The organism is Halorubrum sp. CGM4_25_10-8A, assembly GCF_005435025.1.
Lineage (GTDB): Archaea > Halobacteriota > Halobacteria > Halobacteriales > Haloferacaceae > Halorubrum > Halorubrum ezzemoulense.
This window is the reverse complement of record NZ_SGTX01000006.1, coordinates 154266-180520: the sequence shown is the minus strand read 5'-3', so window position 1 is coordinate 180520 and position 26255 is coordinate 154266. Positions and strand designations below refer to the sequence as shown.

The 26255-nt window shown below is 59.0% G+C and carries 29 protein-coding genes; 5 read left to right on the top strand and 24 right to left on the bottom strand.

Annotated elements, in window-relative coordinates; all coding sequences use genetic code 11:
• Positions 1-348: 348 nt before the first annotated feature.
• Positions 349-1959, bottom strand: a complete 1611-nt coding sequence (locus tag EXE52_RS09055) for a transposase (RefSeq protein WP_137703702.1) — start codon at positions 1957-1959, stop codon at positions 349-351.
• Positions 1960-2206: 247 nt separating this feature from the next.
• Between EXE52_RS09055 and EXE52_RS09050 the strand changes: the two genes are divergently transcribed.
• Both EXE52_RS09050 and EXE52_RS09045 read left to right on the top strand, forming a co-directional pair.
• The gene (locus EXE52_RS09050) at positions 2207-3214 is read left to right on the top strand and encodes an IS110 family transposase (RefSeq protein ID WP_137703701.1); all 1008 of its coding nucleotides are present in this window, start codon (positions 2207-2209) and stop codon (positions 3212-3214) included.
• Positions 3215-3738: 524 nt separating this feature from the next.
• Positions 3739-4713 carry a deoxyhypusine synthase gene (locus tag EXE52_RS09045; RefSeq protein WP_137703700.1) on the top strand — a complete coding sequence of 325 codons (975 nt, stop codon included), beginning with the start codon at positions 3739-3741 and terminating at the stop codon, positions 4711-4713.
• Between the two features lie 227 nt (positions 4714-4940).
• Here the strand turns inward: EXE52_RS09045 and EXE52_RS09040 are convergent, their stop codons facing one another.
• The 3 genes from EXE52_RS09040 to EXE52_RS09030 are packed head-to-tail and all read right to left on the bottom strand — an operon-like array spanning position 4941 to position 6500.
• Positions 4941-5171: a GTPase gene (locus EXE52_RS09040; RefSeq protein ID WP_199239144.1), complete on the bottom strand. Its 231-nt coding sequence runs from the start codon at positions 5169-5171 to the stop codon at positions 4941-4943.
• Positions 5164-5349, bottom strand: a complete 186-nt coding sequence (locus tag EXE52_RS19020) for a 30S ribosomal protein S14 (RefSeq protein WP_137703699.1) — start codon at positions 5347-5349, stop codon at positions 5164-5166. The genes EXE52_RS09040 and EXE52_RS19020 overlap by 8 nt, the downstream gene beginning before the upstream one ends.
• Before the next feature lie 2 nt (positions 5350-5351).
• A complete protein-coding gene (locus EXE52_RS09030; protein ID WP_137703698.1) occupies positions 5352-6500 on the bottom strand; it encodes an NAD(P)/FAD-dependent oxidoreductase in 1149 nt (382 codons plus the stop codon).
• A 64-nt stretch (positions 6501-6564) separates the two neighbouring features.
• Between EXE52_RS09030 and EXE52_RS09025 the strand changes: the two genes are divergently transcribed.
• Positions 6565-7851, top strand: a complete 1287-nt coding sequence (locus tag EXE52_RS09025) for a GTP-binding protein (RefSeq protein ID WP_137692476.1) — start codon at positions 6565-6567, stop codon at positions 7849-7851.
• A 2-nt stretch (positions 7852-7853) separates the two neighbouring features.
• Positions 7854-8120, top strand: a complete 267-nt coding sequence (locus tag EXE52_RS09020; RefSeq protein ID WP_137692477.1) for a hypothetical protein — start codon at positions 7854-7856, stop codon at positions 8118-8120.
• A gap of 333 nt (positions 8121-8453) precedes the next feature.
• On the opposite strand, the gene EXE52_RS09015 is transcribed toward EXE52_RS09020, so the two are convergent.
• The 10 genes from EXE52_RS09015 to EXE52_RS08970 form a co-directional block, all read right to left on the bottom strand.
• Entirely contained in the window at positions 8454-8837 is a 384-nt protein-coding gene (locus tag EXE52_RS09015; protein WP_137703697.1) for a hypothetical protein, read from the bottom strand.
• A 1-nt stretch (position 8838) separates the two neighbouring features.
• Positions 8839-10131, bottom strand: coding sequence for an FAD/NAD(P)-binding protein (locus EXE52_RS09010; protein ID WP_241988233.1), 1293 nt, complete (start codon positions 10129-10131; stop codon positions 8839-8841).
• Complete coding sequence (locus EXE52_RS09005) at positions 10128-11186, bottom strand: metal ABC transporter permease (protein WP_137692479.1); 1059 nt, start codon at positions 11184-11186, stop codon at positions 10128-10130. Before EXE52_RS09005 ends, EXE52_RS09010 begins: the two co-directional genes overlap by 4 nt.
• Positions 11183-11959 carry a metal ABC transporter ATP-binding protein gene (locus EXE52_RS09000; protein ID WP_137703696.1) on the bottom strand — a complete coding sequence of 259 codons (777 nt, stop codon included), beginning with the start codon at positions 11957-11959 and terminating at the stop codon, positions 11183-11185. The genes EXE52_RS09005 and EXE52_RS09000 overlap by 4 nt, the downstream gene beginning before the upstream one ends.
• Positions 11956-12177 carry a hypothetical protein gene (locus tag EXE52_RS08995; RefSeq protein ID WP_137692481.1) on the bottom strand — a complete coding sequence of 74 codons (222 nt, stop codon included), beginning with the start codon at positions 12175-12177 and terminating at the stop codon, positions 11956-11958. Before EXE52_RS08995 ends, EXE52_RS09000 begins: the two co-directional genes overlap by 4 nt.
• Complete coding sequence (locus EXE52_RS08990) at positions 12174-13769, bottom strand: metal ABC transporter substrate-binding protein (protein ID WP_137703695.1); 1596 nt, start codon at positions 13767-13769, stop codon at positions 12174-12176. Before EXE52_RS08990 ends, EXE52_RS08995 begins: the two co-directional genes overlap by 4 nt.
• Positions 13770-14170: 401 nt before the next feature.
• Positions 14171-14836: a cobalt-factor II C(20)-methyltransferase gene (locus EXE52_RS08985; protein WP_137703694.1), complete on the bottom strand. Its 666-nt coding sequence runs from the start codon at positions 14834-14836 to the stop codon at positions 14171-14173.
• A gap of 42 nt (positions 14837-14878) precedes the next feature.
• On the bottom strand, positions 14879-15463 hold the full coding sequence (locus tag EXE52_RS08980) for a molybdenum cofactor biosynthesis protein B (protein WP_137692484.1): 585 nt from the start codon (positions 15461-15463) through the stop codon (positions 14879-14881).
• Positions 15460-16791, bottom strand: coding sequence for a GTP-binding protein (locus tag EXE52_RS08975; RefSeq protein ID WP_137703693.1), 1332 nt, complete (start codon positions 16789-16791; stop codon positions 15460-15462). Before EXE52_RS08975 ends, EXE52_RS08980 begins: the two co-directional genes overlap by 4 nt.
• A complete protein-coding gene (locus EXE52_RS08970) occupies positions 16791-18008 on the bottom strand; it encodes a GTP-binding protein (RefSeq protein ID WP_137703692.1) in 1218 nt (405 codons plus the stop codon). Before EXE52_RS08970 ends, EXE52_RS08975 begins: the two co-directional genes overlap by 1 nt.
• 97 nt (positions 18009-18105) lie before the next feature.
• Here EXE52_RS08970 and EXE52_RS08965 point away from each other — a divergent pair, with 97 nt between their 5' ends.
• Positions 18106-18537 (top strand): CopG family ribbon-helix-helix protein, encoded by a 432-nt coding sequence (locus EXE52_RS08965; RefSeq protein WP_137703691.1) that lies wholly within the window; start codon positions 18106-18108, stop codon positions 18535-18537.
• A 7-nt stretch (positions 18538-18544) separates the two neighbouring features.
• Here EXE52_RS08965 and EXE52_RS08960 read toward each other — a convergent pair whose 3' ends face one another.
• From EXE52_RS08960 to EXE52_RS08915, 10 genes are all read right to left on the bottom strand, one after another.
• Positions 18545-18934 (bottom strand): CopG family ribbon-helix-helix protein, encoded by a 390-nt coding sequence (locus EXE52_RS08960; protein WP_137692488.1) that lies wholly within the window; start codon positions 18932-18934, stop codon positions 18545-18547.
• Positions 18935-19068: 134 nt separating this feature from the next.
• Positions 19069-19956, bottom strand: a complete 888-nt coding sequence (locus EXE52_RS08955) for an energy-coupling factor ABC transporter ATP-binding protein (protein WP_137703690.1) — start codon at positions 19954-19956, stop codon at positions 19069-19071.
• On the bottom strand, positions 19953-20768 hold the full coding sequence (locus EXE52_RS08950) for an energy-coupling factor transporter transmembrane protein EcfT (RefSeq protein WP_137703689.1): 816 nt from the start codon (positions 20766-20768) through the stop codon (positions 19953-19955). Before EXE52_RS08950 ends, EXE52_RS08955 begins: the two co-directional genes overlap by 4 nt.
• Positions 20769-20770: 2 nt before the next feature.
• On the bottom strand, positions 20771-21094 hold the full coding sequence (locus EXE52_RS08945; RefSeq protein ID WP_137692491.1) for a cobalamin transport operon protein: 324 nt from the start codon (positions 21092-21094) through the stop codon (positions 20771-20773).
• On the bottom strand, positions 21094-21774 hold the full coding sequence (locus tag EXE52_RS08940) for an energy-coupling factor ABC transporter permease (protein ID WP_137703688.1): 681 nt from the start codon (positions 21772-21774) through the stop codon (positions 21094-21096). The genes EXE52_RS08945 and EXE52_RS08940 overlap by 1 nt, the downstream gene beginning before the upstream one ends.
• A gap of 675 nt (positions 21775-22449) precedes the next feature.
• Positions 22450-22860: a CopG family ribbon-helix-helix protein gene (locus EXE52_RS08935; RefSeq protein WP_137703687.1), complete on the bottom strand. Its 411-nt coding sequence runs from the start codon at positions 22858-22860 to the stop codon at positions 22450-22452.
• Positions 22861-22958: 98 nt separating this feature from the next.
• Positions 22959-23747 (bottom strand): ABC transporter ATP-binding protein, encoded by a 789-nt coding sequence (locus EXE52_RS08930; RefSeq protein WP_137703686.1) that lies wholly within the window; start codon positions 23745-23747, stop codon positions 22959-22961.
• Positions 23738-24580 (bottom strand): ABC transporter permease, encoded by an 843-nt coding sequence (locus EXE52_RS08925; protein WP_137703685.1) that lies wholly within the window; start codon positions 24578-24580, stop codon positions 23738-23740. The genes EXE52_RS08930 and EXE52_RS08925 overlap by 10 nt, the downstream gene beginning before the upstream one ends.
• Entirely contained in the window at positions 24577-25602 is a 1026-nt protein-coding gene (locus EXE52_RS08920; RefSeq protein WP_137703684.1) for an ABC transporter substrate-binding protein, read from the bottom strand. The genes EXE52_RS08925 and EXE52_RS08920 overlap by 4 nt, the downstream gene beginning before the upstream one ends.
• A 164-nt stretch (positions 25603-25766) precedes the next feature.
• Positions 25767-26195: a CopG family ribbon-helix-helix protein gene (locus tag EXE52_RS08915; protein ID WP_053770089.1), complete on the bottom strand. Its 429-nt coding sequence runs from the start codon at positions 26193-26195 to the stop codon at positions 25767-25769.
• Positions 26196-26255: the final 60 nt, after the last annotated feature.

The following is a 26255-nucleotide window of genomic DNA, read 5'->3' as shown; positions in this document are numbered from 1 at the left end:
TTACTCTGTCTTACCGGAATAAGACAAAGTAAGATTGGATCCCGGATGCGTTCGGTCGTGAGCGCTAATCGTTTGTTTTCGGACGTGAGAGTGCCTGTAGCTGGAGTAGGTTGCGAAGTAAATCTTATGACGCTATATGGAATTGGAACCCGTGAAGTTCACAGTTTCGGAGGTTAGGCCAGTTTTAGGTCGATTCGCCATCTATTTGTGGTGACTCTCACTGATCAAGCACTGATCTTGAGTTCATGTGGCCGTACTACGGGGCGAGCGTACGAAATTGCGTGGATTTCAGTACAGCTGAATAGGGTTGTCACTCTCGAACGGCGGACTCAGCGAGGTCTCAGCCGATTAGTCGTGTGGAATCAACCCCGACGCGACAAGTTCGACACACTCACCCGCAGTAATCACCGGTGCGTAGTCTATCTCTCCGTCGACACCTGCTTTCAGCAGGAAGTCGGTCAGCCGCCAGATATTGTACAAGAGGACCGCGAACACGAAGTAGAACAATCGAACACGGTAGTCTTTCGAGGAGGTCTTCGCGAGAAAGTCGCCCTTGATCGATTTGTACTCGCTCTCGATTTGCCACCGGCGACTATACCGTTTACAGAACGCCTCGGCCTCATCGGGTCCCACTCGGAGATTCGTCGCGAAGACGGCTGTCCCCTCTCCACTCGTCGACGGCACGTACAAGAGCCGCATTGGATGCGATCCAGATTCCACATGGATAGAAGCCGACTCAACAGCCACCTCTTGGTCGTCTTCCTCCATTTGTTCAAATACATCCCGTTCGGAGCTGGAGACTCGCTTGGGTATGAGGTAGTTCACATCGAGGTTTGTGAGTGTCTGAAACACTTGAATCGAATCGAACTCTCGGTCACAGAGTACTGTCTCGATCGGAACGTGTTTTTTCGCTCGTCGAACGAGTCGCCGAACAGTACGATGGATCTGATTCGACGGGTTGTCGTCCCATCCAGAACTTTCTCGAACCGGTTCCACGGCAAGAACGATCGGGACATTCTGTCCGATGATCGAGAGCGTTGCGAACTTGAAGGCCCGACTGTCTCTATCCTTCGTTCCGCTGACCATCGACATCCCGTCGACATCCCCGTAATAGGGGATAGTCGTGATGTCGATCGCAGCTGTCACCGGCCGACGGAACGATGCTTCGGATTCGATGACCGAGAGCAGCCGATCGGCCACTGTATCGAAACCATCGATCAGATCCCCTGGCGCAAACTGTTTGATCGTTCTAAGATGCGTATCGCCGTGTGGACTGCTGTCCGAGCCGTGTCGATACTGAAACCGAGCCGCTCCTTGTGGTGTCCCGCAGTTGACCATTCCCATGAACGTCTGTAACTCCAAGAACTGCGTGTCTTCGTAGGTCGCGTTCGCAGCGCGATCGGAATCAAACTCATCGAAGCCGTGATCACGAGCGAGTCGAGTCGTCCGGTAGATTTGTTTGTCGGAGAATTCACACCCAGCCGTCTCATCATCAGTGGAGAGGTCCACTTCGTCGACGGTCTCTGCTTTCGGCCGGACAGCGGGAGCTGAAAACTCGCGGTCGTGAGATTGTTTGATGACGAAGTGCGCAGCAACTTGGACGAACCCCCGAACGCCGTCGTCGAAGCGTTTCCGCCACGTTCGGGACAACACGGATTCATCGGGGATGTGTTCCAAATCGAGTGGCTCGGCGAGTTCTTGGTACCGAGCCAGCGCTCGATAGCTCTCACCTGTTGCCTCTCGGTAGATGAGGAGCCGAACCATTCCGAGAAAGGAGTGTGGAGCAGGATGCCACTCTGGATAGCTATCACTGAGGTGTTCCATCTGAATTGAACTATCTGCAACGCTCGATAGCAGGGAGTCACCTTCTCGCAGCTGTCCAGTGATTTCGATTCCTGTGTTGTAGGCGTCGGTCATCCGGCAGGCACGGTCAGAAAGCGGGTCTAGTGACTCCGCCATCAATTCCCAAGACGGTTGGTTTGACTGTTCTGATGGGATGAAAGCCTGCTAAGTCCCCAGCGTGCGTGAAGAGGTACTGGGGTGGTCAAAGGCCGATGATTCAACAGCGTCAGAGAACGCGTGGCTCTGATTGGCCTACCTGCCAAGGACGCACTATCATGGGAGGCCGCCCGGATGCTGACGGCATCCGGGCGGCGAGCCCGAATAGGTGTGGCTCCCTTCACGCACTTCCCACTCCAGAGGAACCATGTACTACCTCGGAATCGACCTTCATAAAGATGAGTCGCACGTCGCTGTTTTGGACGACGATGCCGAGGTCGTCGAAGAGATTCGCGTCGCAAACGCGAATCTCGACGAAGTCGCTGAAGAATACGCTGGAGCCAAAGCTGCGATCGAAGCAACCAGCAACTACTACACGATCTACGACACCCTCGACGAGCACCTCAACGTGGTTGTCGCAGATCCGAGCCAAACCAAGGCGATCGGCTATGCTGAGGTGAAAAACGACCGGCTCGACGCGAAGTTGCTCGCGCAACTTCGCCGAGCCGGCATGATCGCTGAGAGTTACGTGCCGCCCGAAGAGCTCCGGGAGCGCCGCGCACTCGTGCGCGGCCGGAAGCGATTAGTCGAGAAGCGAACGGATTTCAAAAACGAAGTCCACGCCGTTCTCGACAAACACGGGATCACCTACGACTGGGATCCGTTCAGCGTGAACGGGCGCGAAATCCTCGCCAGCGAGGATTTCTCGCTCGGTGTGGTCGGCGATCAGCTGATGGAGTCGTTCCTCTCGATCATCGACGAGCTCACGGCACAGATTGAGGAACTCGAAGAGATGATTGAAGAGACCGCTGCGTCTCTTGAGGAGACGCAGCTGTTGATGACGATCCCTGGCGTGAGTTTCTACTCGTCGTTGCTGATCACCTCGGAGATCGGCGAGATCGATCGGTTCGACGAGGCGAACCAGGTGGTGAGCTACGCGGGATTAGATCCAGTCGTCCGCGAGTCAGGCGACTCGCGGACTGAAGGATCGATCTCGAAACGCGGAAGTGGAGACTTACGCTGGATCCTCGTCCAATGCGTCCAAACGGCGGTTCATCGGTGTAACGATCCGTATCTTGGACGCTTCTACGCTCGGTTGAAACAGCGGAAGAACCACCAGATAGCGATCGTCGCAACAGCGCGGAAACTGCTCGTATCGATCTTCCACATGCTGGAGCGTGAGGAGGTGTACGATCCACCAGAGGTGAGTGCCTGAGGGCCGCCGAGCCGGCGGCCCTCATCGGCCGGTCGCAGCGGGTGTGAGCCACAGCTAACGCCTTCACGTTCTGACCGCCTGCCGGCTGGTTCCTGAGCAACCACCGTGACTGCTTGCGATTTTCTCTCCGTGGACAAGATCGGGCCGACCCCGGCGAAAAATATAGTATCGCAGACGTGGTTTGTTGCGCTAGCAGGCTTTCATAGGTGTTGAATCCGCAGAAAGTGTCTGGATCGGGTCACTCTGTACTCGACTCTGGAGCGCTGTCAAAAAATCAAATGTGGAATCTTGGCAGATAGGGTGAGGGTCAAGGTCACTAGGTGGATCGATCTAACTCCTCAATAAGGAAGAGTGAGATGATCCCCTCTTCAGGGATCGTGATCTCCATGCCGTCATCGGATTCAACAGAACAGACCTCGTAGTACTCCCCGATGGGGTAGTTACTGTCCGTCGGTATTTTGACATACTGAAGTTGTACAAACCGATTCCGGGTTCTTCAAATCAGTATAAGAGTACCCAGCTATATGGACAACGACGATTCGTATGACCACGTCGTCCCCGGAAGTGATGAGGAACTCAACACACCAGACGTCCGTGGCTACGACTTCCGCGGAGAATTCGACTTCCACGAGATGCTTGACGCCTACGCGACTACAGGCTTCCAAGCAACACAACTCTCGGAAGCCATTGATATTGCCGACCGCATGCAAGAGGCGGACGCTACGGTCTACCTCACATTCACATCAAATATCATTTCCTCGGGCCTGCGTGAGGCTGTTGCCTACCTTGTCCGAGAAGGATATGTGGACGTTCTCATCACGACGTCTGGGTCACTAACTGAGGATGTGATCAAGACAGCGAAACCGTTCAAGATGGGTGATTGGGACGCCGACGAGGCAGCACTTCGAGATCAGGGTATCAACCGGCTCGGGAATATTTTCGTCCCTTCCGATCGATACGTTTGGTTGGAAGAGTATCTGTATGACTTCTTTGACGATTTCTTTGCGGATGAAAAGGTCCGGACCCCGACAGCCTTTGCACGCGAGTTAGGAAAAACGCTTGATGACGACGATTCTGTGTTGAAGCAAGCGGCAGACAACGATGTCCCGGTGTACTGTCCAGCCCTGACGGATGCTGAGGTCGGGAACTTTCTCTATTACTACCGACAAGGCTACGATTCCGACGTTGGAATCGAAATCTTAGACGACTACGATTCCCTGATCGAAGACGGTCTTTTAGCAGATACAACCGGTCTTATTGCTGTCGGCGGTGGTGTCCCGAAACATCACGCCATTATGACGAATCTCTTTCGAGGCGGTGCAGACTATGTCGTTTATATCTCTACTGGGATGGAAGGAGATGGGTCGTTATCAGGTGCACCACCGAATGAGGCGGTTTCCTGGGGAAAAATCAAAAAAGAGCAAACGAATTATACCCAGGTTGAGGCAGAAGCAACACTTGTATTCCCACTCTTGATCGCAAGCGCGTTCACCGAGTGAATACGGTCCGTTTCGTCTGAGATGTGTACCAGACCATTCTGCTTATTGAAGCCGATGACGGTGTTAAGCACACTCGACTCTCCCGCTCCGCTACTACGTTCAGAGTGAGGCTATCCTGTCGCCTTATGCGGATTCAATAATGCTTGGAACCTCACTGGATTCCAAGAATGGTCCCCTGTCACCCGATTACGTCGTCGGCTCTTGCGGTCTCCACCTGCTGGAAGGATTCATTCTTTGGTTATATATCGAATAGCTAGTACATCACTTGATTCGTCAGACTCATATCTTCCGACGTCGACGGTCGTTCCTCGGAAGTTCCCTGTCTTCGGCATCGTCCCGGAGAGTCCAGCGCCGAGTTCCGACTTCCCGATATTCTCCTTGCCGACGACCACGACGGGTTCCTTCCCATCGTTCTCAGTCGGTGGTATCTTGTCAGTGACGCTCCGTGCGTCAGTCAAATTTTTTGAATCCCATCTTGGGAGCCAGTTCCCGGAACGATTGCCGGCAGAGCCAGATGTCGTACTTACCTACGAGGCCCTGTTCGCGTCCCGTCATCCGGCAGACGTGTCGGTCGTCGTCTCTCAAATCGTTCGACTGCTCAGTTTCACTGTCTTTCTGTGGAGTATCTCGTGTCATGATTAGCAGTCGCACATGTCGGGTTCGCAGCAGGACAAGTCCTCGAGGAACATGTTCTTCTCACGGTACTCGTCGAGGACAGTTCGGTCGACGTCGAGTCTCGCCGCGATTTCGTCGGCGACGACGGCGAAGCGCTGTCTGAACTTGTAGATGAAGCAGAACTGCTGGCCGTTGTGCGCGACCTGTGGACCGGCGAGAAACAGGCCGGGACTGACGGTCGACTCGTCCGGTGCGGTCAGACGAGGCTGACCGTTCTCGAACTCGAAGTGATCGTCGACGAGGCCGAGTCCGCTCTCGAATCCGGTCGCGAGTACCGGCCGATTCCGTGTCGTGAACGACTCGCCGTCGGTGCCGACGACGTTGAAGCTCTTCTCCTCGACTTCGACGCGTTCGACTCGGATTCCGTCTTCGAGGGCGCGCGGTGCGTCGCGCTCGAATGCGTCCCGCAATCGTTCGCTCGTGTAGGGGGAAAGAACTTCGCTCGGATCTGGTCCTCGGAATTGCCACGGCCCTTCCTCGTCGACGACGAACACTTCGTGACCCAGGTCGGCGAGTGTGAGTGCCGCGTCGACACCGCTCTCGTACCCGCCGACGACCACGATGGGGTCCTCGACACACTCGTCGGCGAACGCACTCCAGGACTCGACTCGGGAGTTGTGGACGCAGTGATTCGCGCCGGGGAACGGGTTGTCGTTCGGTTGCCCGAACTGCCCGGCTGCCCAGATGACGAATCGACTGTGGATGACGCCAGTAGACGTGTGGAGTATGAATCCGTCGTCGTGTCGTTGTACCGACTCCACTTCGACACCGGTTCGGACGGGTAAGTCGTGAAACTCGACGACTCCCTGGAGATATTCGGCGTACTCTGCGCCGGTCGGGTGTTCACGGTCGAGCGCAAATGCGGGTGAAGTGTCGGTGGTGACGGCGTTGAGGTCGCGGCAGCCGAAGCTGTTGCTGGGAAACGATGGCGTGATGAGGCGCATCTCTTCTGGCCACTGTTGGAACGACGCCCCGACTTCGCCTCGCTCGAGGATGGCGTAGGAGTCGAGACCCAGATCCGCGAGGACGGCCCCAAGACCGACACCTGCGGCACCTTCCCCGACAATCGCTACGTCGAGCGACTCGTGTTTACGGGCTTCTTCGGATGTCACTGTTAACAATATAGGATAGTAGATAGCCAATTATAAATAATATACGCTCTAGTCTTAATAACAGATGAGTCGAGAGACGATTCCCGTCACTGTGCTGAGCGGCAACCTCGGCGCGGGGAAGACCACCGTGCTGAACAACCTCCTGAACACGCGAACGGACCTGGACGTCGCGGTCCTCGTCAACGACATGGGCGAGGTGAACGTCGACGCCGAGCGCGTCGCCGAACACTCGGACATCTCGGAGAACGACGAGGACCTGATCGAACTGTCGAACGGCTGTATCTGCTGTGAGCTACGCGGCGACCTGCTGGACGCGCTCGCGAAGCTCGCACAGGCCCGCGAGTTTGATTACTTGGTCATCGAATCGACCGGCGTCGCCGAACCGTTGCCCGTCGCCCAGACGCTCACCATGGGATTCGATCAAGGAGACCTCGATCCCACGGAGTTCTACGAGGAGACCGGCATCGAAGTGATGGACTACTACGAACTCGACACGACCGTCACTGTGGTCGACGCCCACCAGTTCTGGACAACGTTCGATTCGAAGGAATCGCTGATGGACGGCGACACCGAGAAGGACCTCGGAAGCCTCTTGATCGAACAGATCGAGTTCTGTGACGTCCTGTTGTTGAACAAGTGCGACCTCGTCGACGAGGAGACGCTCGGCGAGATCGAAGAGATGATCGAGGTGCTGCAACCGCGCGCGGAGATCATCCGAACCGAACACGGCGCGGTCGATCCCGGCGAGATCCTCGACACGGGACGGTTCGACTTCGAAGCGGCGAGCCAGTCTGCGGGGTGGTTACGGGAACTCCAGCAGCCGCACGAGTCCGCCGAAGAGGAACACGGCGTCACGTCGTTTGTCTACACGTCGCGCCGTCCGTTCCACCCCGAGCGGTTCGCCGATCTGCTCGACTCGTTCCCCGCGAACGTCGTCCGCTCGAAGGGGCACTTCTGGCTGGCGGGTCGCGAAGAAATAGCACTCGGATTGAACGTCGCGGGACGGTCGATCCGAGTTGGGTCGGCTGGTAATTGGATTGCGATGCTGCCGGAGAACGAGCGCGAGAGCTACTTCGAGGCCAATCCGGAGCTCGAAGAGATATGGGACAACAAGTGGGGTGACAGGGGGACTCAGCTCGTGCTCATCGGTACGGACATGGACCACGACGCGCTCCGCACCGACCTCGATGCGGCCCTGCTGACCGACGAGGAAATGGACGCCGACTGGACCGCCTTCGACGACCGGTTCCCGACGTGGGACGACGGAGACTCCGCCACACCTGAAGAGGGGACCGAGGAGCCGACCGAGACGACCGACGACGGCGCCGAAGAGGTCGGCCTCGCGGACTGACGATGTCCTCGCCACGATCCCTCTTCCGGACTGTCGTCAACAAGAACGCACCGCACGAGACCCGTAAAGCGGCGATCGACGAGCTTGCCGAGCTAGACGCGACGACACAGCTTCGCGTGATCGTCGTCGCAGACGGCCTGAACGGGTCGTTCCGCCGGAATGCGTTGAACGCGCTCGGTCGATGCCGGGCTACGACAGAACTCGGTGCGCTGGTCGACGACGCAAGCTTACCGACAGCGCTCCGAGAGCGGGCGGACCAGCTTCGCTAGCGCTCGGTTCGGTTCGTTGGGTTTCGTTTTGAGCACGGTGGTTAGTTAGTGAGCGGTCCAAGTTAATATTCTAAAGCAGTCAACACAGACCATTTCTTAATAACATTCTTCTATATGCCCACCCGAGTTGTTAATGTAATGTCGTACACCTGCTCCAACTGCGATGCACAGTTCCAGAGCGCTGCTGGCGTGACTCAGCACGTTGCGCTTCACCACAACACGTGTGCCGAGTGTAACGAGGAGTTTGAGGAGACCGACGCCCTACGCGACCACATCCACGAGAATCACTGAGCGAGCGGCTCGTCACGAGTTCGCTGGAACTCCACTTCTCTGTCAGGGCCAATCATCGTCGGCTGTTGACACACTCTCAAGCTGCCAGCCTGCGGCCTTTGCAGCCTCCGTCACCGACTGGTAGGCCCAGTCGGGTACCGTCCCTATCACCCCGGCGGTCTCGTCTGTCCCGACGAGCACGTACCGTTCCGTCTCGAAGTGACCGCGGACCGCCGACAACGCCTCCGCTATCGAACGTGGTCCGGACAGGAACTCTTGGTGGTATTCGGCCTCTCGCACCCGTCGCCGTTCGATGTACGACGGCTCCGAGGAGACGATCCCGACGTGGCTGGTCCAAGTGGTGGCGTCTTCGAGAGCGTGAGCGGGCCGTGCGAGTCGATCGAGTGCGCCAAGCGAGACGGCAAGCGTGAGATCGGTCGAAGCCACGTCAGGACCCTCCTCGAGAGCTCATCGGGAGCGGGTCTGTCCGCGCCTGATCTGGTGGGTCGAGAATCCGTTCCGCGGCCCGACTGGCACCGACGATATTGCGAGCGAAGGGACCGACGCTGGGCTCCGCGAGCGCGCCCGAAACGTACACCTCGGAGTCGGCGCCGTCGGTGTGTCTCCACGCGAGGGTTCGATCGCTGAGAACGGGGAATCCTTCGGCTCCACGTGCAAGCGACAGAGATTCGCTGAGGCGGCCGACCAGCGGCTGCTCGGGAACCGGTTCGAGTCCGGTCGCGAGGACGACGCGTGCGGCCGTCGCTCTCGTGCCGTCGTCGAAGCGGAGGGACAGTCCCTCGTCTGTCGCGTTCGCAGACGTGATTTCGCCTTGCCGGTGTTCAAGCGCACCACCGTCACGAGCTTCGGCCAGTCGTCGTTCGACGTACGGTGGGATCGTGGCGTCGTTGCGGACGGCCCGGATCCGATCGAGACGGGCCTCCGATCCCGGAGGGAGTGTGTGGATTTCTTTGCCGATGTGACGCCAGTTGATCCAGTACGGGTCGGCCTCGGTCAGTTCGATCTCGAGTTCGTGACGCGACAGGAGTGTCACCGCGGTCCATTCTGCTAGACGGCAGGCGAGGTGCCCGGCAGTGATACCCCCTCCGACGACGAACGTTTGCCCCTCGAACGGGCCAGGCGTCGCCGGATCGAACGCTTCGTCCCAGACGTGTTCGAGGGGCGCGTCGTCCGGGAGCGACGCCGTCCACTCTGGGAGCGTCGGCGTCGCCCCTAGCCCGACGGCCAAGACGACGCGGTGGGCCTCAATCGCTCCCGCGTCCGTTTCCACCAGATACGTCTCTGTGCCCGCAGACTGGGTAACATCGGTTACCTTCGACCGATGATGACAGTCGGAGAGATCACGGCGCTCGATAACGTCGCGGGCGTGGTCGAGAAACAGGCCGAGAGTCGGTCGGTCCGGGTAGTTCTTCGTCGACACGAGTTCGTTCGCTCGGTGGTGTCCTTCTGCGAACGACTCGAGCGAGAACGACTCGGTGTCGATGTGGTGGACGAACGTCGATCGGAGGGTCTCCATGCCGCACTGATTGGCCTTCTTGGCGAACGAAGCGAGTAACTCCTCGCGCGGGTCGAGGATCCGAATCTCGTCGCGTGTGTATTCACCCTCCGTAATGAGGTGGTTTGCGAGGCAAGTGCCGTGAATTCCGCCGCCAACAATCACGTACTCGTAGGGGGAATCACCACTCAGTGGGTGATCAGCGGTCAACCTACCGACTGTCACTCTCGTTTTCCTCCGTCGACTTCCAGTTCTTTTCGGTGGTGCTTGGACTGACGATCACTGAACCGTTGTACGATCGGGAGCCGATACCCCAACTTTCGACTACTAAGCGCGACGGTGTACACGGCAATCGCCGCGACGACGATCGAGCCGCCGGCCGCAATTCCGTAGACGTACGACAGCGTCACACCGGCTATCGCCGCGAACTCGGCGGCGAGGATCGCCAGCAAGATAGATTGCTTGAAGCTCTCGGCGACTTGCGCCGCAGCAGCGACGGGAACGACGAGCATCGCAGCGACGAGGATGACGCCCATGATCTGCATCGCGCTGACGACGACTAGCGCCGTGAGCACGACCATGAGGCGTTTGTACAGGCGGACGTTCAGTCGCGCCGCGCGGGCAGCCGTCGCGTCGAACGTGACGTACAAGAGTGGCCGATAGGCCAGCGTGACGAGGCTACCGACGAGGACACTCATTAACACGAGGATACCGACGCTCTCAGTCGAGACAGTCGCCAAACTGCCGAACAAGTAGGCGTCGATACCGACCGCGATGCCGCCGTCGGTGGCAGTGATGAGGATACTGCCGACGGCGAACCCTCCTGTCAGAACAATCGCCAGTGACGTGTCGCTGTACGCTCCGGCGTGTTCGACGAGCAACTCTACGAGTAGCGCCGTGACAATTGCGACCACGAATGCGGTGAGCAGCGGCGACAGCGTGAGCGAGAAGGCCGAATTGAGGAATAACCCGACGGCGACGCCGGCAAAGGCTGTGTGTGCGAGCGTATCGCTGATCATCGCCATCTCTCGATGAACGAGGAACGTCCCGACGACCGGCCCAATGAGAGCGATACACAACGCAGCGAGGTAGGCACGTTGCATATACGGGTATTCGAGCATCGGTACGCCCAGCAGGTCGGCCAACACGTCCATTCCGGGACCGAAGACGTAATTGAGGAACCACTCGATAGGGGCGAAGACGTTGACAGCAAAAAGCGGAGCCGCTATCACGTTGTCGAGTGGAACACTCTCTCCGAGGCGACGTAGTGTGAACATCATTTGTGGTCGTGCTGGAGGATGTGTTGGTCTTTCCCATAGGCCTGCGAGAGGGCATCAGTCTCGACGAACTCCTCCGGGTCGCCGTCGAAGAACAACTGACGGTTGAGACAGGCGACATCCGTCGCGTGTGTGGTAACGACACCGATGTCGTGCTCGATCAGGATGACGGTCAGTCCGGTCGCGTTCAGGTCATGGATGAGGCCGTAAAACTCCTCCCTGGATTCGGCATCCACGCCGACCGTCGGTTCGTCGAGCGCGAGCAGATCGGCCTCTGAGGCGAGCGCACGGGCGATGAACACCCGTTGGCGTTGGCCACCGGACAGCCGACCGACCCGGCGAGACGCGAGGTCTGTGATTCCCACCTGTTCCAGCGCGTCTTTGATCGCTTGCCGGTCCGCTGCCGAGAATCGACCGAAAAGCCGCCGCGGGTACCGCCCCATCTCGACAACCTCTCGAACCGTGATCGGCATATCGCGCGCCGCCTTCGTCGCATCCTGTGCGACGTATCCGATCCGCTCACCGGCGTCGAACTTGTGGGCAGATTCGCCGAACAGCGACACCGTGCCTTCGTCTGGTCGACGAAGTCCGAGCATCAAGTCAAGCAGCGTGCTCTTGCCGCTTCCGTTCGGCCCGACCAGTCCGAGAAAGGAGCCGGGCTCGACGTCGATCGACACCGACTCGAGAACCGGGACCTCTCCGTAGCCAAATGTGACGTCGTCGACGCTGATGAGGGGGTCACCCGACTGTTGCCGCTCCATCGTTGCTGTCGTCATCGGTAGTCGTCGAGGTCGACGAACGAGTTGCCGTACGCCGTAATCCAGGTTGTTGTCCGATACGGAACAGCCACGTCCGGCGGATAAATCGTACAGACGGGTCTCTCCGCAGGGCCGACGACCAATGCCATCAGTCCCGAACGAGGGCTCTCGGATGGGCCGGGCTCGGCGTTCCCGTCCCACTTCGGTTCCGTGTCGCCAGACGTGGTGTCGCTCATTCTGCGTCGAGGGCCTGCTTCAGGGTCTCGAGATTGATGTTTTCCATGATCTCAATGTAGCCCCAGCCCTCATCGGCCCACTCTTGGGTCTGTCCAGGGATCGGCGTCAGCGGGAGGACTTCGGTGGCGTCGGTCTCTGCGACGAGCTGGTTCGCCGCTGTCTGGGATTCGAGCGGGTCAGCACAGACGTACTGGAGGTCGTGTTCGGCGATGATCTCTTGGGCCCGTTCGATGTCCCTCGGCGTCGGCTGGTCGTCCGGTGACAGTCCTGTCAGCGTCCGGACCTCGAAGTCGTAGCGCTGGCCGAGATACTGGAAGGCGTTGTGACCAGCGACGAACACGACGTCTTTCGAGGCGTCCCCTAACGCGGACTGGAACGACTCGTCGAGTTCGTCTAGGCGGTTCCGGTACGATTCGGCGTTCTCGGCGTAGGCACTGGCGCTGTCGCTGTCGATATCGACGAATCCGCTCCGGATGTTGTCGACCGCCTGCTTCGCTCGCTTGGGGTCTAGCCAGAAGTGCGGGTCCGCTCCGCCGGAGTGGTTGTGGCCGTGTCCCTCCTCGCCTTCGTGATCGGCTTCTCCCTCGTGCTCGCCTTCGTGTTCTTCACCACTCTCGTGGCCGTGTTCACCCTCATGCTCGCTATCGCCCTCGTGCCCGTGTCCGCCCGCACTCTCAGTCACTTCGGGCTCGATGACCGACCCACTGCCGTCGGTGAGCGTCGCGTCGAACTCAGCGGGAGCGTGCTGGGCAAAGAAGACATAGTGACCCTCTGTTTCGATGTCGAGGGAGAACGTCGTCTCACCGGAGTCCGCGAACTGGAGGTGATAGAGTGACTCACTGGACGGCGTGAGTGTCTCGCCGCCTTCGACCGGTGTGTGCGTGTCGTGGTCGCCGTAGAGGGCTGCCGCAGTTTCCTCGACGTGGTGAATGCCGTGGTCGCCACCCTCGTCGGTCGCGATGACGGCGAGCTGCATCTTCGGATCGGGGCCCTCGTGGAACGTGTGCGTGTAGGTGCCAGCTTCGAGGTGGTAGAGGCCAGCCCACTCCCAAGGAGTCTCCCCACCGTGATCGTGTTCTCCTTCGCCGTCGTGGCCTTCCTCGTGTTCCCCCTCGTGACCTTCCTCGTGTTCGCCCTCATGATCTCCTTCGTGACCGTGATCGTGGTTATGTCCGCCTTCAAGAAGGTTGATACCAGCACCGGCAGCGACCATGTCGACGTCAGCGTCGTCGTCACCGAGACTCGTCACGAGGTCGTCAGCCCACGGCTGGAATCCCTCCATCCCGTAAAGGAAGAGGTCAGATTCGAGGACTGTTCCCTGGATCTGTGGCCCCGGTTCCCACCCATGACCGTGTTGGCCGATCGGGACGAGCGTCTCTGCGGTCGCGGTGTCGCCTGCAACCTGGCTGGCTAAGTCCCCGAATACGAAGAACGAAGACTGGGCTTCCGGCCCGGTATTCTCTGTCGCTGTTGAGCCGTCATTCTCCGCCGCGCCGGAGTCGCCGTTGTTCGATGTACAGCCCGCGAGCGCACCGATGGTTGCCGTACCGAGTCCAGCTACGATGAGTCGACGTCGAGTGTATCGAGGCATCTGTTGATAACATTAGCAAATTAGATAATAAAGACTGTGATTTTAGTCAGCCAAGTTAATAAGAATCACTAACCAAAATCTGAGTTTAGTAACTGGTGTCGTGGTAACTAATGCGAGTCGTAGAATTGCTAATTATTGCTACCTCGAAATCCGTATTACACAACCCCGAGAATGGTGCTAACAGGCTTTTCCTACTCGCATCCCGAATGAATGGATGTAATGTGCCACTGTTTCAGCGACCTAGCCGAGATGAGTGATGAAGAGCGTACGGAAATCCTCAGCGAACACTCGACCAAAGAACTTCGCGCGGAATACTCCACGGAAGAACTAGAAACCCTCGGCGTTATCGCCTGAGGCTAGTTCACGTTGGTCTTACCCGGAGGACCGACACCGTCCGCTCGTCATTTAGACCTAGTCGCCTCCTGTTTCTCTGCGTACGCGAGCGTGTAGTAGTCTCGATCCGTCACCTCACCGGGGTCGTCGGTAACAAGAGTTTCTTGAGTATTCATGAAGAGTCGCCGGCCGAATGTCACCTCGTACCCCGCTTTGGTCATCTTGTCGTAGGTCGTCGGCGCGTCGGTCACTTTGAACAGGATCAACCGTTTCGGACCGATCGGTGCTTCTCCGTCGGTCGCCTCGCGGAGCGTCAGTTCAGCACCAGCGTCGATGTCGACTCCGAGGACTGAAGCGAACGCCGTCACACTGCTGACACCCGGAACGACTTCGATGTCGACGCTGGGATGCTGCTCGCGAAGCGTCCGACGCAGGTGTCCGAACGTCGAGTAGATACAGGGATCGCCGAGCGTGACGAACGCCGCGTCGGCGTCGCGCGCGTTCGGCGCGACTTCCGCGGCCGCCGCCTCCCACGCCGCCTCCAGCTCTTGGGGGTCGGTCGTCATCGGGAACTCGAGGTCACCCAGTTTCGAGTCGGGAACGTACTCGGTCGCGACGCGCCGTGACAGTCGTCCGGGTGAGTAGACGATGTCGGCCGATTCGAGCCGTCGCTTGCCGCGAACCGTGAGCAGGTCAGTCGCGCCCGGCCCCAGTCCAATTCCGTAGAGCGTCATCGTTGCTGCTCCCTCGGTAAGCTTGGGGCTCCGCGCACTTGCTCACCCATCGATCTCACCGACTGTGTGTCGCGTCGCGAGCCCGGCGAGATGCGGGGCCTCTTCGACGATGATCTCGGCCGTGGCGAGTTCAACGGCGTTTACGCTTCCGGGCAGCACGAACACTGGGACGTCGCGGGCGATACCCGCCGTCGCGCGGGTTGCGACGACGCGGGTTCCGACCTCCTCCCACGAGAGCCGCCTGAACGCCTCGCCGAAGCCTGGTAGCTCGCGGTCGAAGAGCTCGCTCACCGCGTCCGGACTGACGTCGTCGACAGTGACTCCCGTCCCGCCGGTAGTTACGACAAGGTCAACGTCCGACCGATCCAGACACCCGCTCACAGTGGTCTTAATCCGGACGTAGTCGTCCGGAACCGTCCGGCGTGACGTGACGACGTGACCCGCGTCGACGAGAGTGTTCGCGACGGCGTCACCGCCGGGATCGGTCGGGTCTGCTTCCGTGGCGGTTCCTCGGGACGACGAGACGGTCACGATTGCGACACCGAGTGGATCAACGCAGTCGTGACCGTCTTCGTCCGTCGTCCGTCGGTCCGCCGCCGACGGGAGCTCCGAGTGATTCCCGGTCACTGTCCCTCACCGACCACGAGACGCTGTTCCATCGGTGGCTGAGACCGGTCCATCGTCCCCGGAAACGGATTCTCGAGTTCGTCCCAGTTCCCCGCCATCTCCGGTTCTGAGAGGAGACAGTCGTCAAGGGCGGCGGCGATGGCCGAGTCGTCCATTCCAGCGCCGATGAAGACGAGCTTTATTTCACGGTCTCCCCACTGTTCGTCCCAGTGGAGATCCGGTCGTGACTCACGGTAGGAATCACGCTGGAACTTTGGGACCGTGACCGCCCATCGGCCGTTGACTTCGACGTGCGTCTGCGTACCCGCTTGGCTCAAGTCCAGCGCGTATCGCTCGCGTCCAGCGACCCACAGGTGTCCTTTCGCCCGGACGACGGACTCGGGGAACGAGCGGAGCCACTCGTTGAACCGTTCCGGGTGAAATGGCCGGTGGCGCTCGTAGACGAAGGAGCCGACACCGAACTCCTCCGGCGGGTGACGGTGATCGTGGTCGTCACCCTGACCATCGTGGGTACCGTCGTGACCGTTGTCACGCTCGGAACCCTCATCGTGACTATGACCGCCACCGTGGTCCATCTCTGCTGATTCCGGATCTCCGGTCCCTCCGTGGTCGCTCGAGAGCACCTGCTTCCACCGAGCGGACCCCTTCGCTTGTTCTCTGTCGGATCGTCCAGTTCCGAGAACGTCGTCGGGTTCGACGGCGCTCTCGGTCGTGCGGGTGATGTCGACTTCGGGGTGGAGCGTTTCGAGTACGCGTTCGACCGCCTCACGTTCGTCTTCCGTGACGAGGTCACACTTGTTGAGGACAAGTACGTCGCAAAACTCGACCTGCTCGGCGAGGAGGTCCGAAAGCGGCCGGGAGCCGTCATCCGTCGACTTGATCGGACGACCGTCGACGAACGCCTGATGGAACTGTGCGGCGTCGACCACCGTGACGGTCGTATCGAGATCGTACAGCGTCGACGCACGTGCGGGCGAGACGAACCGCTGGGCGATGGGGACCGGATCGCTGATCCCCGAGGCTTCGATGATTAGATAATCGAACTCCTCGTCGAAGGCCAGACGCAGCAGCTCCTGGTCCAGTTCATTCTGGAGGCCGCAACAGATACAGCCGTTCGACAGCTCCGTGACGCCGCCGTCTTCCAGCGAGAGCTCAGAGCCGTTCTCGATGAGGTTGGCGTCGACGTTTACTTCGCCGACGTCGTTGACGAGAACGGCGATATCGTACTCCTCGCCGCCGACGGTAAGGAGGTGGTTGAGCAGGGTCGTCTTTCCGGCGCCGAGCCCGCCACTCAGGATCGTGACCGGGGGTTGCTCGTCGACGGCCATCAGTCGTCAGCCAGTGCGAGTTCGCGCTGTTCGTCGGCGGTGAACGGATCCGGATACTCGTTCCAGTCCTCCTCCATTTCTCCGTCTGAGAGGACACAATCTTCCAGTCGCTCGATCAGTATCTCCTGATCGAATTCGCGGCCGATGAATACGAGCTCTGATCCCCGGTCTCCCCACTGGTCGTCCCAGTCCTCTTTGATGCCGGGACGGGCGGCGAAGTAGCGCTCCTGTTGGGCCTTTGGGAGCGTGGCGATCCACGTCCCTTTCGGACCGGCCCGAACCGACTTGCCCGCTTTGTCGAGACCCATCGCGATGTCTTCGCGACCGGCGGACCAGAAGAAGCCCTTCGCGCGAACGATGCCATCGGGGAGGTCGGCGAAGAAGCGAGCGATCCGCTCGGGGTGGAACGGTCGGCGGGATTCGAAGACGAACGAGGTGACCCCGTGTTCGTCGGCGGCCGACTCGTGGTGATGGCCGTGCTGGAGTTCACGCTTCCATCCGGCGGACTGACTTGCGCGATCGAAGTCGAACCGACCCGTACTCAGGATCTCTCTGGGGTCTATTGCCCCGTGTTCTGTTCGGACAATATTTGCTCGCGGTTGGAGCGCCCGTAACACTGCCTCTATCTCTTCAAGTTCATCGTCGGGGACGAGATCGCACTTGTTCAACAAGAGGACGTCGCAGAACTCGATCTGATCCATCAGCGCCTCCTCGGGGACGCGATTCCCTTGTGGATCGATGGAGTCATCGGTGAGGGCCTGACCGGAATCAAACCCCTTCCAGAAGCTGTGCGCGTCAACGACGCTGACCATTGTATCGAGTTCGTAGACCCCCGTAGGGTCGAAATCCGCGTCTTCGAACCCGCGAGCAAACGTCTGTGCGACCGGAATCGGTTCGCTGATCCCAGACGACTCCACGAGGAGGTACTCGAAGTCTCGCTCTTCAGCTAATCGGCCTACCTCGTCAAGCATGTCCCCGCGAAGCCGACAACAGATACACCCGTTCGACATCTCGATGATTTCATCGTCGTTCTGGGTAAGATCCGACTCGCGTTCGACGAGGTCGGCGTCAACGTTCACTTCGCCCATATCGTTTACTAAAACGGCGGCGTTGAGTTCCTGTCCGCTACTAAGAATGTGGTTGAGCGTCGTCGTCTTGCCAGCTCCGAGGCTTCCGCTGAGAATCGTTACCGGGATCGGGTCGTTGTTGGACGGCATACTCTAATTATGAATCTGCTACACTAAAATACTAATTATTATGGTTATACTTTATCGTCATAACAGAAACTAATAAGACTGAATAAAACTTTAATACATGAGCGTCGTTAGCATCTCGATGCCTGAGGCGTTGCTGGAACGCATCGACGAGTTCGCCGAAGAACACGGGTACAGTGGCCGAAGCGAAGTCGTTCGAGAAGGCACACGCACGTTATTCGAAGAGTTTCAAGAGCAACACATCGAGGGACAAAAGCAGATGTGTACGGTAACGGTCGTCTTCGAGTACTGTCAACCTGCCGTCCAGGAGCGTCTCACGAGAGTACGCCACGAGTACGATGCTATCGTCTCCGCAACTACCCACACACACGTCCAAGACCAGTACTGTATGGAGTTGTACGTTTTAGAGGGGGCCACAGAAGCACTATCTGGATTCGTCAACAGCGTTCGAGCAGTGCCGAATGTCCAAGCGGTGGATTACTCGATCACCTCACTGGGCGATGCTCACATCGATCAGCGCATCAAGTCTTGAACACCGCTCAGTGCTCGGCGAGGAGCATCAGTTTAACACGACTTACCGTATCGAAATCGCGCAAGCGATAGGTGAGAGTCCGGACACGCGAGGCTGGCCCGTTACAAAAGAGCGTCTCGAGACACCACTCTCCTTCATGGATATGATTCGTGGTCGTGATGACGTCCTGAAACTGGTGTTGTACGTCGTGAATGTCTTCAATAACCGCTTCGTGTTCGTAATCGAAGGCCATGACGACGACGACGTCGCCTTCGATATCTTCTAATCTGGTGTGTGCCTCAATGTACTCTTGCATCGCTTCGCGGGCGCCACGCGAGCGTGAATCTAATCCCTCTGCTTGCCACGTTACATCGAACTCAGACAGGAGGTCGTCGGGAATGTTGAAGCTCGTGCGCATTACGTTCTCTCTATTTTACCGGTGATTTGTCTCGGAGTGCCCCAATACTTTGAGTCGTGGGAGACCGCTCACGTAGGCTTCGACCACTCGCCTGAGTCTCATCAAGAAGTTGTAAGAGATGCCGAAGAAGGCGGTCAGTCATGTCTTTGTCCGTCTGTGGGGGGTATCGGTGCGGTATTCGAATTTCCAGCCTCTGTCAGGAGCGACACGAGGTCCGTTTCCGTCACCGGCTGTGCCGTCTCCTCGAGCCCTGCGTCACGAGCCACACGAACCGCGCTCGGTGGGTGAAGGTTCGCGTCCGCCAACAGCGCTTCGTCGTAGAACACCTCTCGAGGCGTTCCGCCTCCGATGATGTTGCCGTCGGCCATCACGCAAACTCGGTCCGCGACTTCGGCAGCAAATTCGAGGTCGTGCGTCGACAGGACGACACTGATACCGTCATCGTGAATGTGTTCGATCCGCTCCGCGACCAGCTGGGACCGGTCGGGATCAAGCCCTGCGAGTGGTTCGTCGAGCACGACCACACTCGGTTTGAGGACGAGCACACCGGCGAGGCCAGCGAGCCGTTTCTCCCCGCCGCTCAGGTAGTGTGGGATTCGGTCTTCGAGGTGGCTCGCGTCGACAGTCGCCAGTGCTTCACGAGCGCGTTCCCTCGCTTCGTCTCCGGGTACCCCGTAGTTCTGGAGGCCGAACATCACGTCGTCGAGGACTGTGGGCGCGACGAGTTGCGTATCGGCGTCTTGGAAGACGAAGCCGACCTCTTTTCGCGCGTGTGGCTTGTTGTCCTCGGTGATTGGGGTGCCGTCGACGACGAGCTCGCCGTCGTCGGGAATGAGGGTAGCGTTCAGATGTTCGAGGAGGGTCGACTTGCCGGCGCCGTTGCCGCCGACGAGGGCCACGACCTCGTCGGAATACACGGAAAAGTCGACCTCGTGCATACCAACCGTCCCGTCCGGGTACGTGTGGGCTTCACACTGTAGATCAACTAGGAGCCGCCGGTCTTCAGAATGATCCGTACTCATACTGGAATCACCTCGTAGACGCCGACCAAAGCGTAGGCGACGACGCCGGCGTAGCAAGCGGCGATAACGACGATCTCACGAGCGGGCGGTCGCGGGACGTCCCCATACAGCGTGAGGTCGCCGTCGTATCCACGGGCTTCCATCGACTTGACGAGTCGTTCGGACTGCTCTATCGCCGACAGCATCGTCATGCCGAGTATCCGGGCGTACAGCCGTTTGTTCGACCAGAATTCCGAGAAGTTCGCTCCGCGGGAGAGCGCGGCTTTCACCAAGTCCTCAAGCGTCTCAAGCATAACGAACGTGAACCGATAGGTGAGCAGAGCTATCTGGTCGATCGGTCGCGGGAGCAACCGACCGAGCATGTACGCGACATCGGTGTATTTCGTCGTCATCGACGCCGTCAGCGCGAACGTGACGACCGTGAGTGACCGACAACTGAGCTCCAAGAAGAGGGCGAGACCCTCCCACGTAACCGAGAAACCGCCGAAGGGTGTCGGAACTGCGCCGCCGATCGGCGTCCCCGGTTCGAGAAAGGCCAGCGGTCCGGCGACCGAGATGATAAACAGCATCGGGAGCGTGTACCAGCCGATGAGCCGCCGAAACGGCAGGTCCGCAAGTCCGTAGATCACTAGTACGGTTCCGTACAGACCGGCCAAGAGCGCGAGGCTGTCGAACACCGTGACGGCGAGGACGAGCACGCCAACGACGCCGACCTTTGTCCACGGGTTGATTCGATGTAACGGTCCGTCTCGCCGCTCGGCAAACGCCGTAATGAGCCGGGGATCAGGGACGTGATTTGAGAGCGTTGTCACGGTTACCGTGTCGGTCGTTCTCCGTCATCGAAGCCGCCGTACCGATCGACGTACACGTACAATCCGAGACCCAGGACGGCGAACGTGAGAACGACTGCGCCGAATTCGAGCATCAGCCCGCCCTTCCGAATGGGACCGGCAACGACGATGCCGCGGCCGAGGTTGACGAGAGAGCCGCCACCCTCTTGTACACCGCGTTGAAGTGCTTGCGAGGCCCGCTTTGCCCATGGAACGGCACCACCGGTCGCAGTGAACCCCCAGTAGCCGACGACGAGGAACGCCGAGAAGACGGCAGCCATGCTACCGTACTGCTTCCAGCGCTGCATCAGGCTGTCACCCCCGAGGGCTCATCGCGAGTGTCGCGGTCGGTAAGTCCGACGAGGTCGGGACGCACTGAGGCGAGGAATTGGACGATAAGACCCGTAAGGATCCCTTCGACGACGGCGACACCGAGGTTGAGAGCGGAAAGTCCACCAACGGCGATCAGCAGGTCACCACGCGGGAGCGCGCTCCCGTTGACCCCGCTGATAACGATGATCGCCCCCATCAGGAACGACCCCACTGAGAGACCGAGTGTCGCGGCACTCGCGCTGGCGGGGAAGACGTCCCACTCCATCCCCATCAGCGTCTTGAACGCGTAGTAGGCGACGATCGCTTCGCTGGCGTTGATCAGCGTGTTCGCCCCGATTAGGCCGACCGCTCCGTGTCCGAGCGCCGCTGAAAAGATGTTGACGACCAGCGCGACGAGCGCGCCGAGAAGCGGTCCGGCGATGATACCCACGAGCCCGGTGAGGTTCATATGAATTCCGCCCCACACAGGAATATTAAGCTGGAAAACCGCAAAGCTCGCAGCCGCGCCGATGCCTGCGAGCGCAATTTGATGCGTCTTTATTCCACCTTTCCGTATCCGGTAGACCACAGTGGAGATTAGTCCAGCGCCGATCAGCGTCCACAGCACGAGCGCCCAGAGGGGGAACGACCCCTCTCCAAGGTGAATGTGCGGCATGTCTGTTTGGCAATTACGAACATAGATATAATAACTTTGCTGTACTAGAATAGATGTTATAATAAGAAACACACAAACTGCTCCTGTGAGTTAACTCAAAGCGTGGCGAACGTGCTGGTGACAGCGATGCCGAGATTACCGAAGTTCGAGGAGAAAGCCCCGCGCTTCAGCGCGGGGATGAATCCGACAACAGGGCGACAACCGCCGGAATTAAGCCCTCGAACAGCGTATCTCGCGGTAAGCACAACGGGCAAAAACTGGCGGTTGGATTGGGGTCCGCCCGGCCGACGAAGGCCACCACACCGTTCCCGGAAGGGCGTCTCCGAGGCCGTGGAAACACGGCAGACAAAAAGCGACTCTCGCTCGATTGTGCCTGCCCACTGTGGTACGAAGGGCAGGCAGGCCGATGGCACGGCCCGTGCCCGGACGCGGGGAAACCCGCGACCGGGGGCATCCCCGCCGTCTCTCCGAGGCAAACGGGATACACGGTGCAAGCGGATACCGCGTCCGAATAGACGCCGAATACGCCACACCCCTCGCGGGGCCGACGTATCGCGCACACACCCGGTATCGCCTCGCCGGACCTCGTTTGGCAGGCGAGAAGTTGCCAACGAGGACACGGGAACGCCCCGCTGTCCCACGTTGGAACCCTCGCGCTTCAGCGCGGGGAGGATGTCAAGTGTCGCTCGCTGCTGTGCCGTTTCCGTCGACGGGCACGGCAGTGTATTCCACCGAGACAGACTCGTCAGCTCCTCGAACGGTCCCGATAAAATGGAGAACGTCTTGGTACGCGGCTTCGACGACGAATGTCTCGACACATCCGGCGTTCTCTCGGAGGCAGTTATGCGAGTTCGACCGGATGGACCCTTCGAACTCATGGCGGATATCCATCATTCGGCGCTCAATTTCAGGTTCGTCGTATCCAAATACCGCAGTGACCGTTGCCAATACGCGCCGGTCCTCGTAGTCGCTCTCTTGATACTCTTCGAGCAGTGATTGACAAGCCTCACGAATTACCTCGCTCCGGCCGGTGTAGCCGTGTTCTTCCGCAAACGTGTCGAGATCTTCTCGGAGTCGCTCCGTCATCGAGGAACTCACGATAGGCATATGTTAAAATTTTATTCTAACATAATAGATATGGCGGTCTAAAGAAAATAAATTAATAATTTTGCCGTGGGAGCGTCTCAGTGGTTAGTGTCGACAGGACTCCCGAGTTCATCCCTAATCTGTGCGACGTGGTCCACGAAGTCGCGGGCGGTCCGTTCACGTGGGCGTTCTAGATCAATGGGGAACGTTGATTGGACGGTTCCCGGGTCGGCATCCATAACGATCACGCGGTCAGCGAGGGTCACTGCCTCGTCGATGTCGTGGGTGACGAACACGACGGTCTGTCCGGTCTGGGTCCAGATGTCGAGCAGTTCCGCGTGTAAGCGGTCGCGCGTTCGAGCGTCGACACTACCGAACGGTTCGTCCATCAAGAGGATCTCCGGATCAGGGGCGAGCGCGCGAGCGATACCGACGCGCTGTTTCATGCCGCCGGACAGCTCTTTCGGGTACGCGTCCTCGAAGCCGTCGAGCCCCACCAAGTCGATCAACTCTTGCACCCGCGCCTCGCAGTCGGGACAGTCACAGGCGGGCCGGTCGAGGCCGAATCGGATATTCCCGCGGACTGTCCGCCAGGGGAACAGTGCATATTCCTGAAACACCATTCCCCTGTCCAGTCCAGGGCCGGTAACCGGGTCTCCGCCGACCAGTATCGATCCACCGTCCGGATTGTCAAGTCCAGCGATCGCTCGCAACAACGTCGTCTTCCCACACCCGGATGGACCGACGACACAACAGAACTCACCCTCCGCAACCGAAAAAGAAACATTCGCGAGCGCGTCCGTTGACTCGTAGGACCGGCTGACGTTCTGGATAGTGATTTTCTCACGTGAGTCTCGACTAGTAGACGAGTCCGAACTCAGCGCCATGCGAGGACCCTCCGTTCGAGCAGCCGGAACCCGACGTCCATACAGAGGAACGCCAAGCTGATCAGGAACATGTACGCAACGCTGGTCGCCATCGCGAGGTTGTTCGAGGCGTTGATGATCTCGTAGCCGACGCCTGGTGCACCGAACAGCTCGGCACCGACGACGATCATCCAGCAGCGACCAATGCTCGTCCGGAATCCAGTCAGTACTTGTGGTGCCGCACTCGGGAGCGCGACGAGTTTTAGCATCGAGAGGTCGCGCTCGACGCCGAGCGTCGACGCGGCGTCGGTCAGTTCGGTCGAAACGCCCTCGACGCCGCCATACGCGCCGTAGAAGTTGATCCAGAACGCGCCGACGAAGACGATGAACGCCGCGCCCGTGTGGTGGATACCGAACCAGACGATGGCGAAGACGACCCACGCCAGCGGCGGGATCGGTCGCAGGACCCGGACGAGCGGCCGCAGCCAGTCGTCGAGCGCACCGTTCCAGCCCATCGCCAGTCCGAGACCGACCCCACAGGTCGCACCGAGAAGGAGCCCGGGAACGTAGTGGAACAGCGTCTGCGAGAGATGTGCAAGCCCGGTCGGAAGTACGAGACTCGACCCCAGAACGGGGACCACAATCGTCGTCGAGGTCGCGAACAAGTCGATAAACGCGCGCACCGAATCTAGGGGGCCCGGCACCAGATACGACGGCTGGGTCGTCATCGCGCCAACCCACCAGACGAGCAGGAACGCGAAGAGACCTCCCAAGCCGCGGAGATACCGCCACAGGTCCCCCTCGAAGTTGCCGGCGACCACCGCGTTGGAACTGGTGTCGGTACGTGTACTCATTCCTGGATAGCGTCGTAGGGCTCGAACGCGAACAGATTGTCAGTCGCGACCGGGTCCTCAATGTTGCCGACATCGGCGACGAACTCGCCCATTGTCGCGGCCTGTTCGGTGATTGTGTGCGGGTTCGAGAAGAACTCGGAGGCCTGAGAGTCCATGGCCGCCGTCGCGAGGTCCTCGCTCACGCCGGAGCCAATGACTGAGGCGGCGTGGGCGGCGGCCACGTCTGGTGAATCCCTCGTGAATTCGGTCGCCGCGACGTGCTGTTCGACTAGCGATTGGGCAACCTCGGTGTCGTCGAGCACTCGCTGATTCGCGAACAACACCGTGACCGGGTGGTTCTCCAGTATGTCCCCGGACCAAGCGAGTTCGTCGAAGCCGTCATCTTGGCCGATGACCGTTGCAAACGGCTCCTGGATGATCGTCGCGTCGATGTCACCCGACTGGATCGTCTGAACTGCCTTTGCTGGCGGTACTTTCGACTTGTTGATCGCAGACTCTATCTCTCCGACGTCTAGGTCCTCCTGGATCCAGTATCTGAGGACGATGTCGGGGACGCTCCCGTCCGGTGGGGCACCGAACCGTATCTTACGGCCGCGCTCTTCCTCGAAGCGCTCGAACACGGCTGGGCCCTCCTGTTCGTAGAGATTGACGAGCTCGGTTGTCCCTATAATCTTGAATCCATTCCTCGAGTTCGCGGCGAGGATGCCGGCGTTGGTCCCTTTGTCAACAAGGACCATTGCGGGAGTGATCCCGAAGAGCGCAACGTCGACATCCCCACTCGCGAATGCCTTGACGACACTGGGGCCGGAGCTGAACCGCTCTATCGTGACATCTGTCGGAACGTCCTCGTAGTATCCCTCTTGTTCCATCACGTAGTGTTGCATGTTCGGGTAAATCGGGACGTACGCGACTGTGACGGAATCAAGGGACCCGCCTCTCTGACCGAGACAGCCAGCGACTCCCGTCGCAGCAATCGTGGTTGCGCCCGTCTGGAGTAGTCTTCGGCGCGAGATGTGAGTCATCAGTGTTGTTAACTCTAATAGCAATCATAATAATATCTGCGATTCTGTTAATCTAGATTAATAGCTTTAATCGATGGAGTCCGAAGATATTGATATAAATGGGGGTGAATTCAGCGAGAGAGGCGAAACAGATTGACCTCCTCCCGCGCCTGAAGCCGCGGGAATTAGCTCAGATCGGCCAGCGGGCTGAAATCATCTACTGGTGAGACAGAGTAATCAATTGTGAGTGTATCCTTAGTCGCTCGAATCTTTCCAACAAACGCCGAGATCTCTTCGAGAGACCCTTCGAGTACAAACAGTTCCATACAGTGATGTCCGCCAACGTGACTATGAAAATTCGAAGCGACGATATCCTCGTATTCGTGGCGAAGGTGCATCATCTTCTCTTCGACGGTCGTCGTCTCGTAGTCGAATAACACGGTGACCACTCCCATCAGTTCGCGGCCTTCGAGTTTCTTGTCCTCGAATTCGCCCATGAGGTTCCTGCTCGCCTCCCGAAGGACCTCACTTCGACCCGTGTATCCGTGGTCGTCAGCAAACTGATCAATCCGCTCAAGCAAGTCCTCAGGCATTGAGACGCTTACTACCGTCATATAACAACTTAACCGGCGATATATATTAAGATTTATTATTTCTTCTCACTGGTCGTCGAT

Excerpts from the sequence above, each read along its gene's own strand:
- EXE52_RS09055 (WP_137703702.1), bottom strand. The coding sequence starts at position 1,959 with ATGGCGGAGTCACTAGACCCGCTTTCTGACCGTGCCTGCCGGATGACC.
- EXE52_RS09050 (WP_137703701.1), top strand. The coding sequence starts at position 2,207 with ATGTACTACCTCGGAATCGACCTTCATAAAGATGAGTCGCACGTCGCT.
- EXE52_RS09045 (WP_137703700.1), top strand. The coding sequence starts at position 3,739 with ATGGACAACGACGATTCGTATGACCACGTCGTCCCCGGAAGTGATGAG.
- EXE52_RS19020 (WP_137703699.1), bottom strand. The coding sequence starts at position 5,349 with ATGACACGAGATACTCCACAGAAAGACAGTGAAACTGAGCAGTCGAAC.
- EXE52_RS09025 (WP_137692476.1), top strand. The coding sequence starts at position 6,565 with ATGAGTCGAGAGACGATTCCCGTCACTGTGCTGAGCGGCAACCTCGGC.
- EXE52_RS09020 (WP_137692477.1), top strand. The coding sequence starts at position 7,854 with ATGTCCTCGCCACGATCCCTCTTCCGGACTGTCGTCAACAAGAACGCA.
- EXE52_RS09005 (WP_137692479.1), bottom strand. The coding sequence starts at position 11,186 with ATGATGTTCACACTACGTCGCCTCGGAGAGAGTGTTCCACTCGACAAC.
- EXE52_RS09000 (WP_137703696.1), bottom strand. The coding sequence starts at position 11,959 with ATGACGACAGCAACGATGGAGCGGCAACAGTCGGGTGACCCCCTCATC.
- EXE52_RS08995 (WP_137692481.1), bottom strand. The coding sequence starts at position 12,177 with ATGAGCGACACCACGTCTGGCGACACGGAACCGAAGTGGGACGGGAAC.
- EXE52_RS08990 (WP_137703695.1), bottom strand. The coding sequence starts at position 13,769 with ATGCCTCGATACACTCGACGTCGACTCATCGTAGCTGGACTCGGTACG.
- EXE52_RS08985 (WP_137703694.1), bottom strand. The coding sequence starts at position 14,836 with ATGACGCTCTACGGAATTGGACTGGGGCCGGGCGCGACTGACCTGCTC.
- EXE52_RS08975 (WP_137703693.1), bottom strand. The coding sequence starts at position 16,791 with ATGGCCGTCGACGAGCAACCCCCGGTCACGATCCTGAGTGGCGGGCTC.
- EXE52_RS08970 (WP_137703692.1), bottom strand. The coding sequence starts at position 18,008 with ATGCCGTCCAACAACGACCCGATCCCGGTAACGATTCTCAGCGGAAGC.
- EXE52_RS08965 (WP_137703691.1), top strand. The coding sequence starts at position 18,106 with ATGAGCGTCGTTAGCATCTCGATGCCTGAGGCGTTGCTGGAACGCATC.
- EXE52_RS08960 (WP_137692488.1), bottom strand. The coding sequence starts at position 18,934 with ATGCGCACGAGCTTCAACATTCCCGACGACCTCCTGTCTGAGTTCGAT.
- EXE52_RS08955 (WP_137703690.1), bottom strand. The coding sequence starts at position 19,956 with ATGAGTACGGATCATTCTGAAGACCGGCGGCTCCTAGTTGATCTACAG.
- EXE52_RS08945 (WP_137692491.1), bottom strand. The coding sequence starts at position 21,094 with ATGCAGCGCTGGAAGCAGTACGGTAGCATGGCTGCCGTCTTCTCGGCG.
- EXE52_RS08940 (WP_137703688.1), bottom strand. The coding sequence starts at position 21,774 with ATGCCGCACATTCACCTTGGAGAGGGGTCGTTCCCCCTCTGGGCGCTC.
- EXE52_RS08935 (WP_137703687.1), bottom strand. The coding sequence starts at position 22,860 with ATGACGGAGCGACTCCGAGAAGATCTCGACACGTTTGCGGAAGAACAC.
- EXE52_RS08930 (WP_137703686.1), bottom strand. The coding sequence starts at position 23,747 with ATGGCGCTGAGTTCGGACTCGTCTACTAGTCGAGACTCACGTGAGAAA.
- EXE52_RS08925 (WP_137703685.1), bottom strand. The coding sequence starts at position 24,580 with ATGAGTACACGTACCGACACCAGTTCCAACGCGGTGGTCGCCGGCAAC.
- EXE52_RS08920 (WP_137703684.1), bottom strand. The coding sequence starts at position 25,602 with ATGACTCACATCTCGCGCCGAAGACTACTCCAGACGGGCGCAACCACG.
- EXE52_RS08915 (WP_053770089.1), bottom strand. The coding sequence starts at position 26,195 with ATGACGGTAGTAAGCGTCTCAATGCCTGAGGACTTGCTTGAGCGGATT.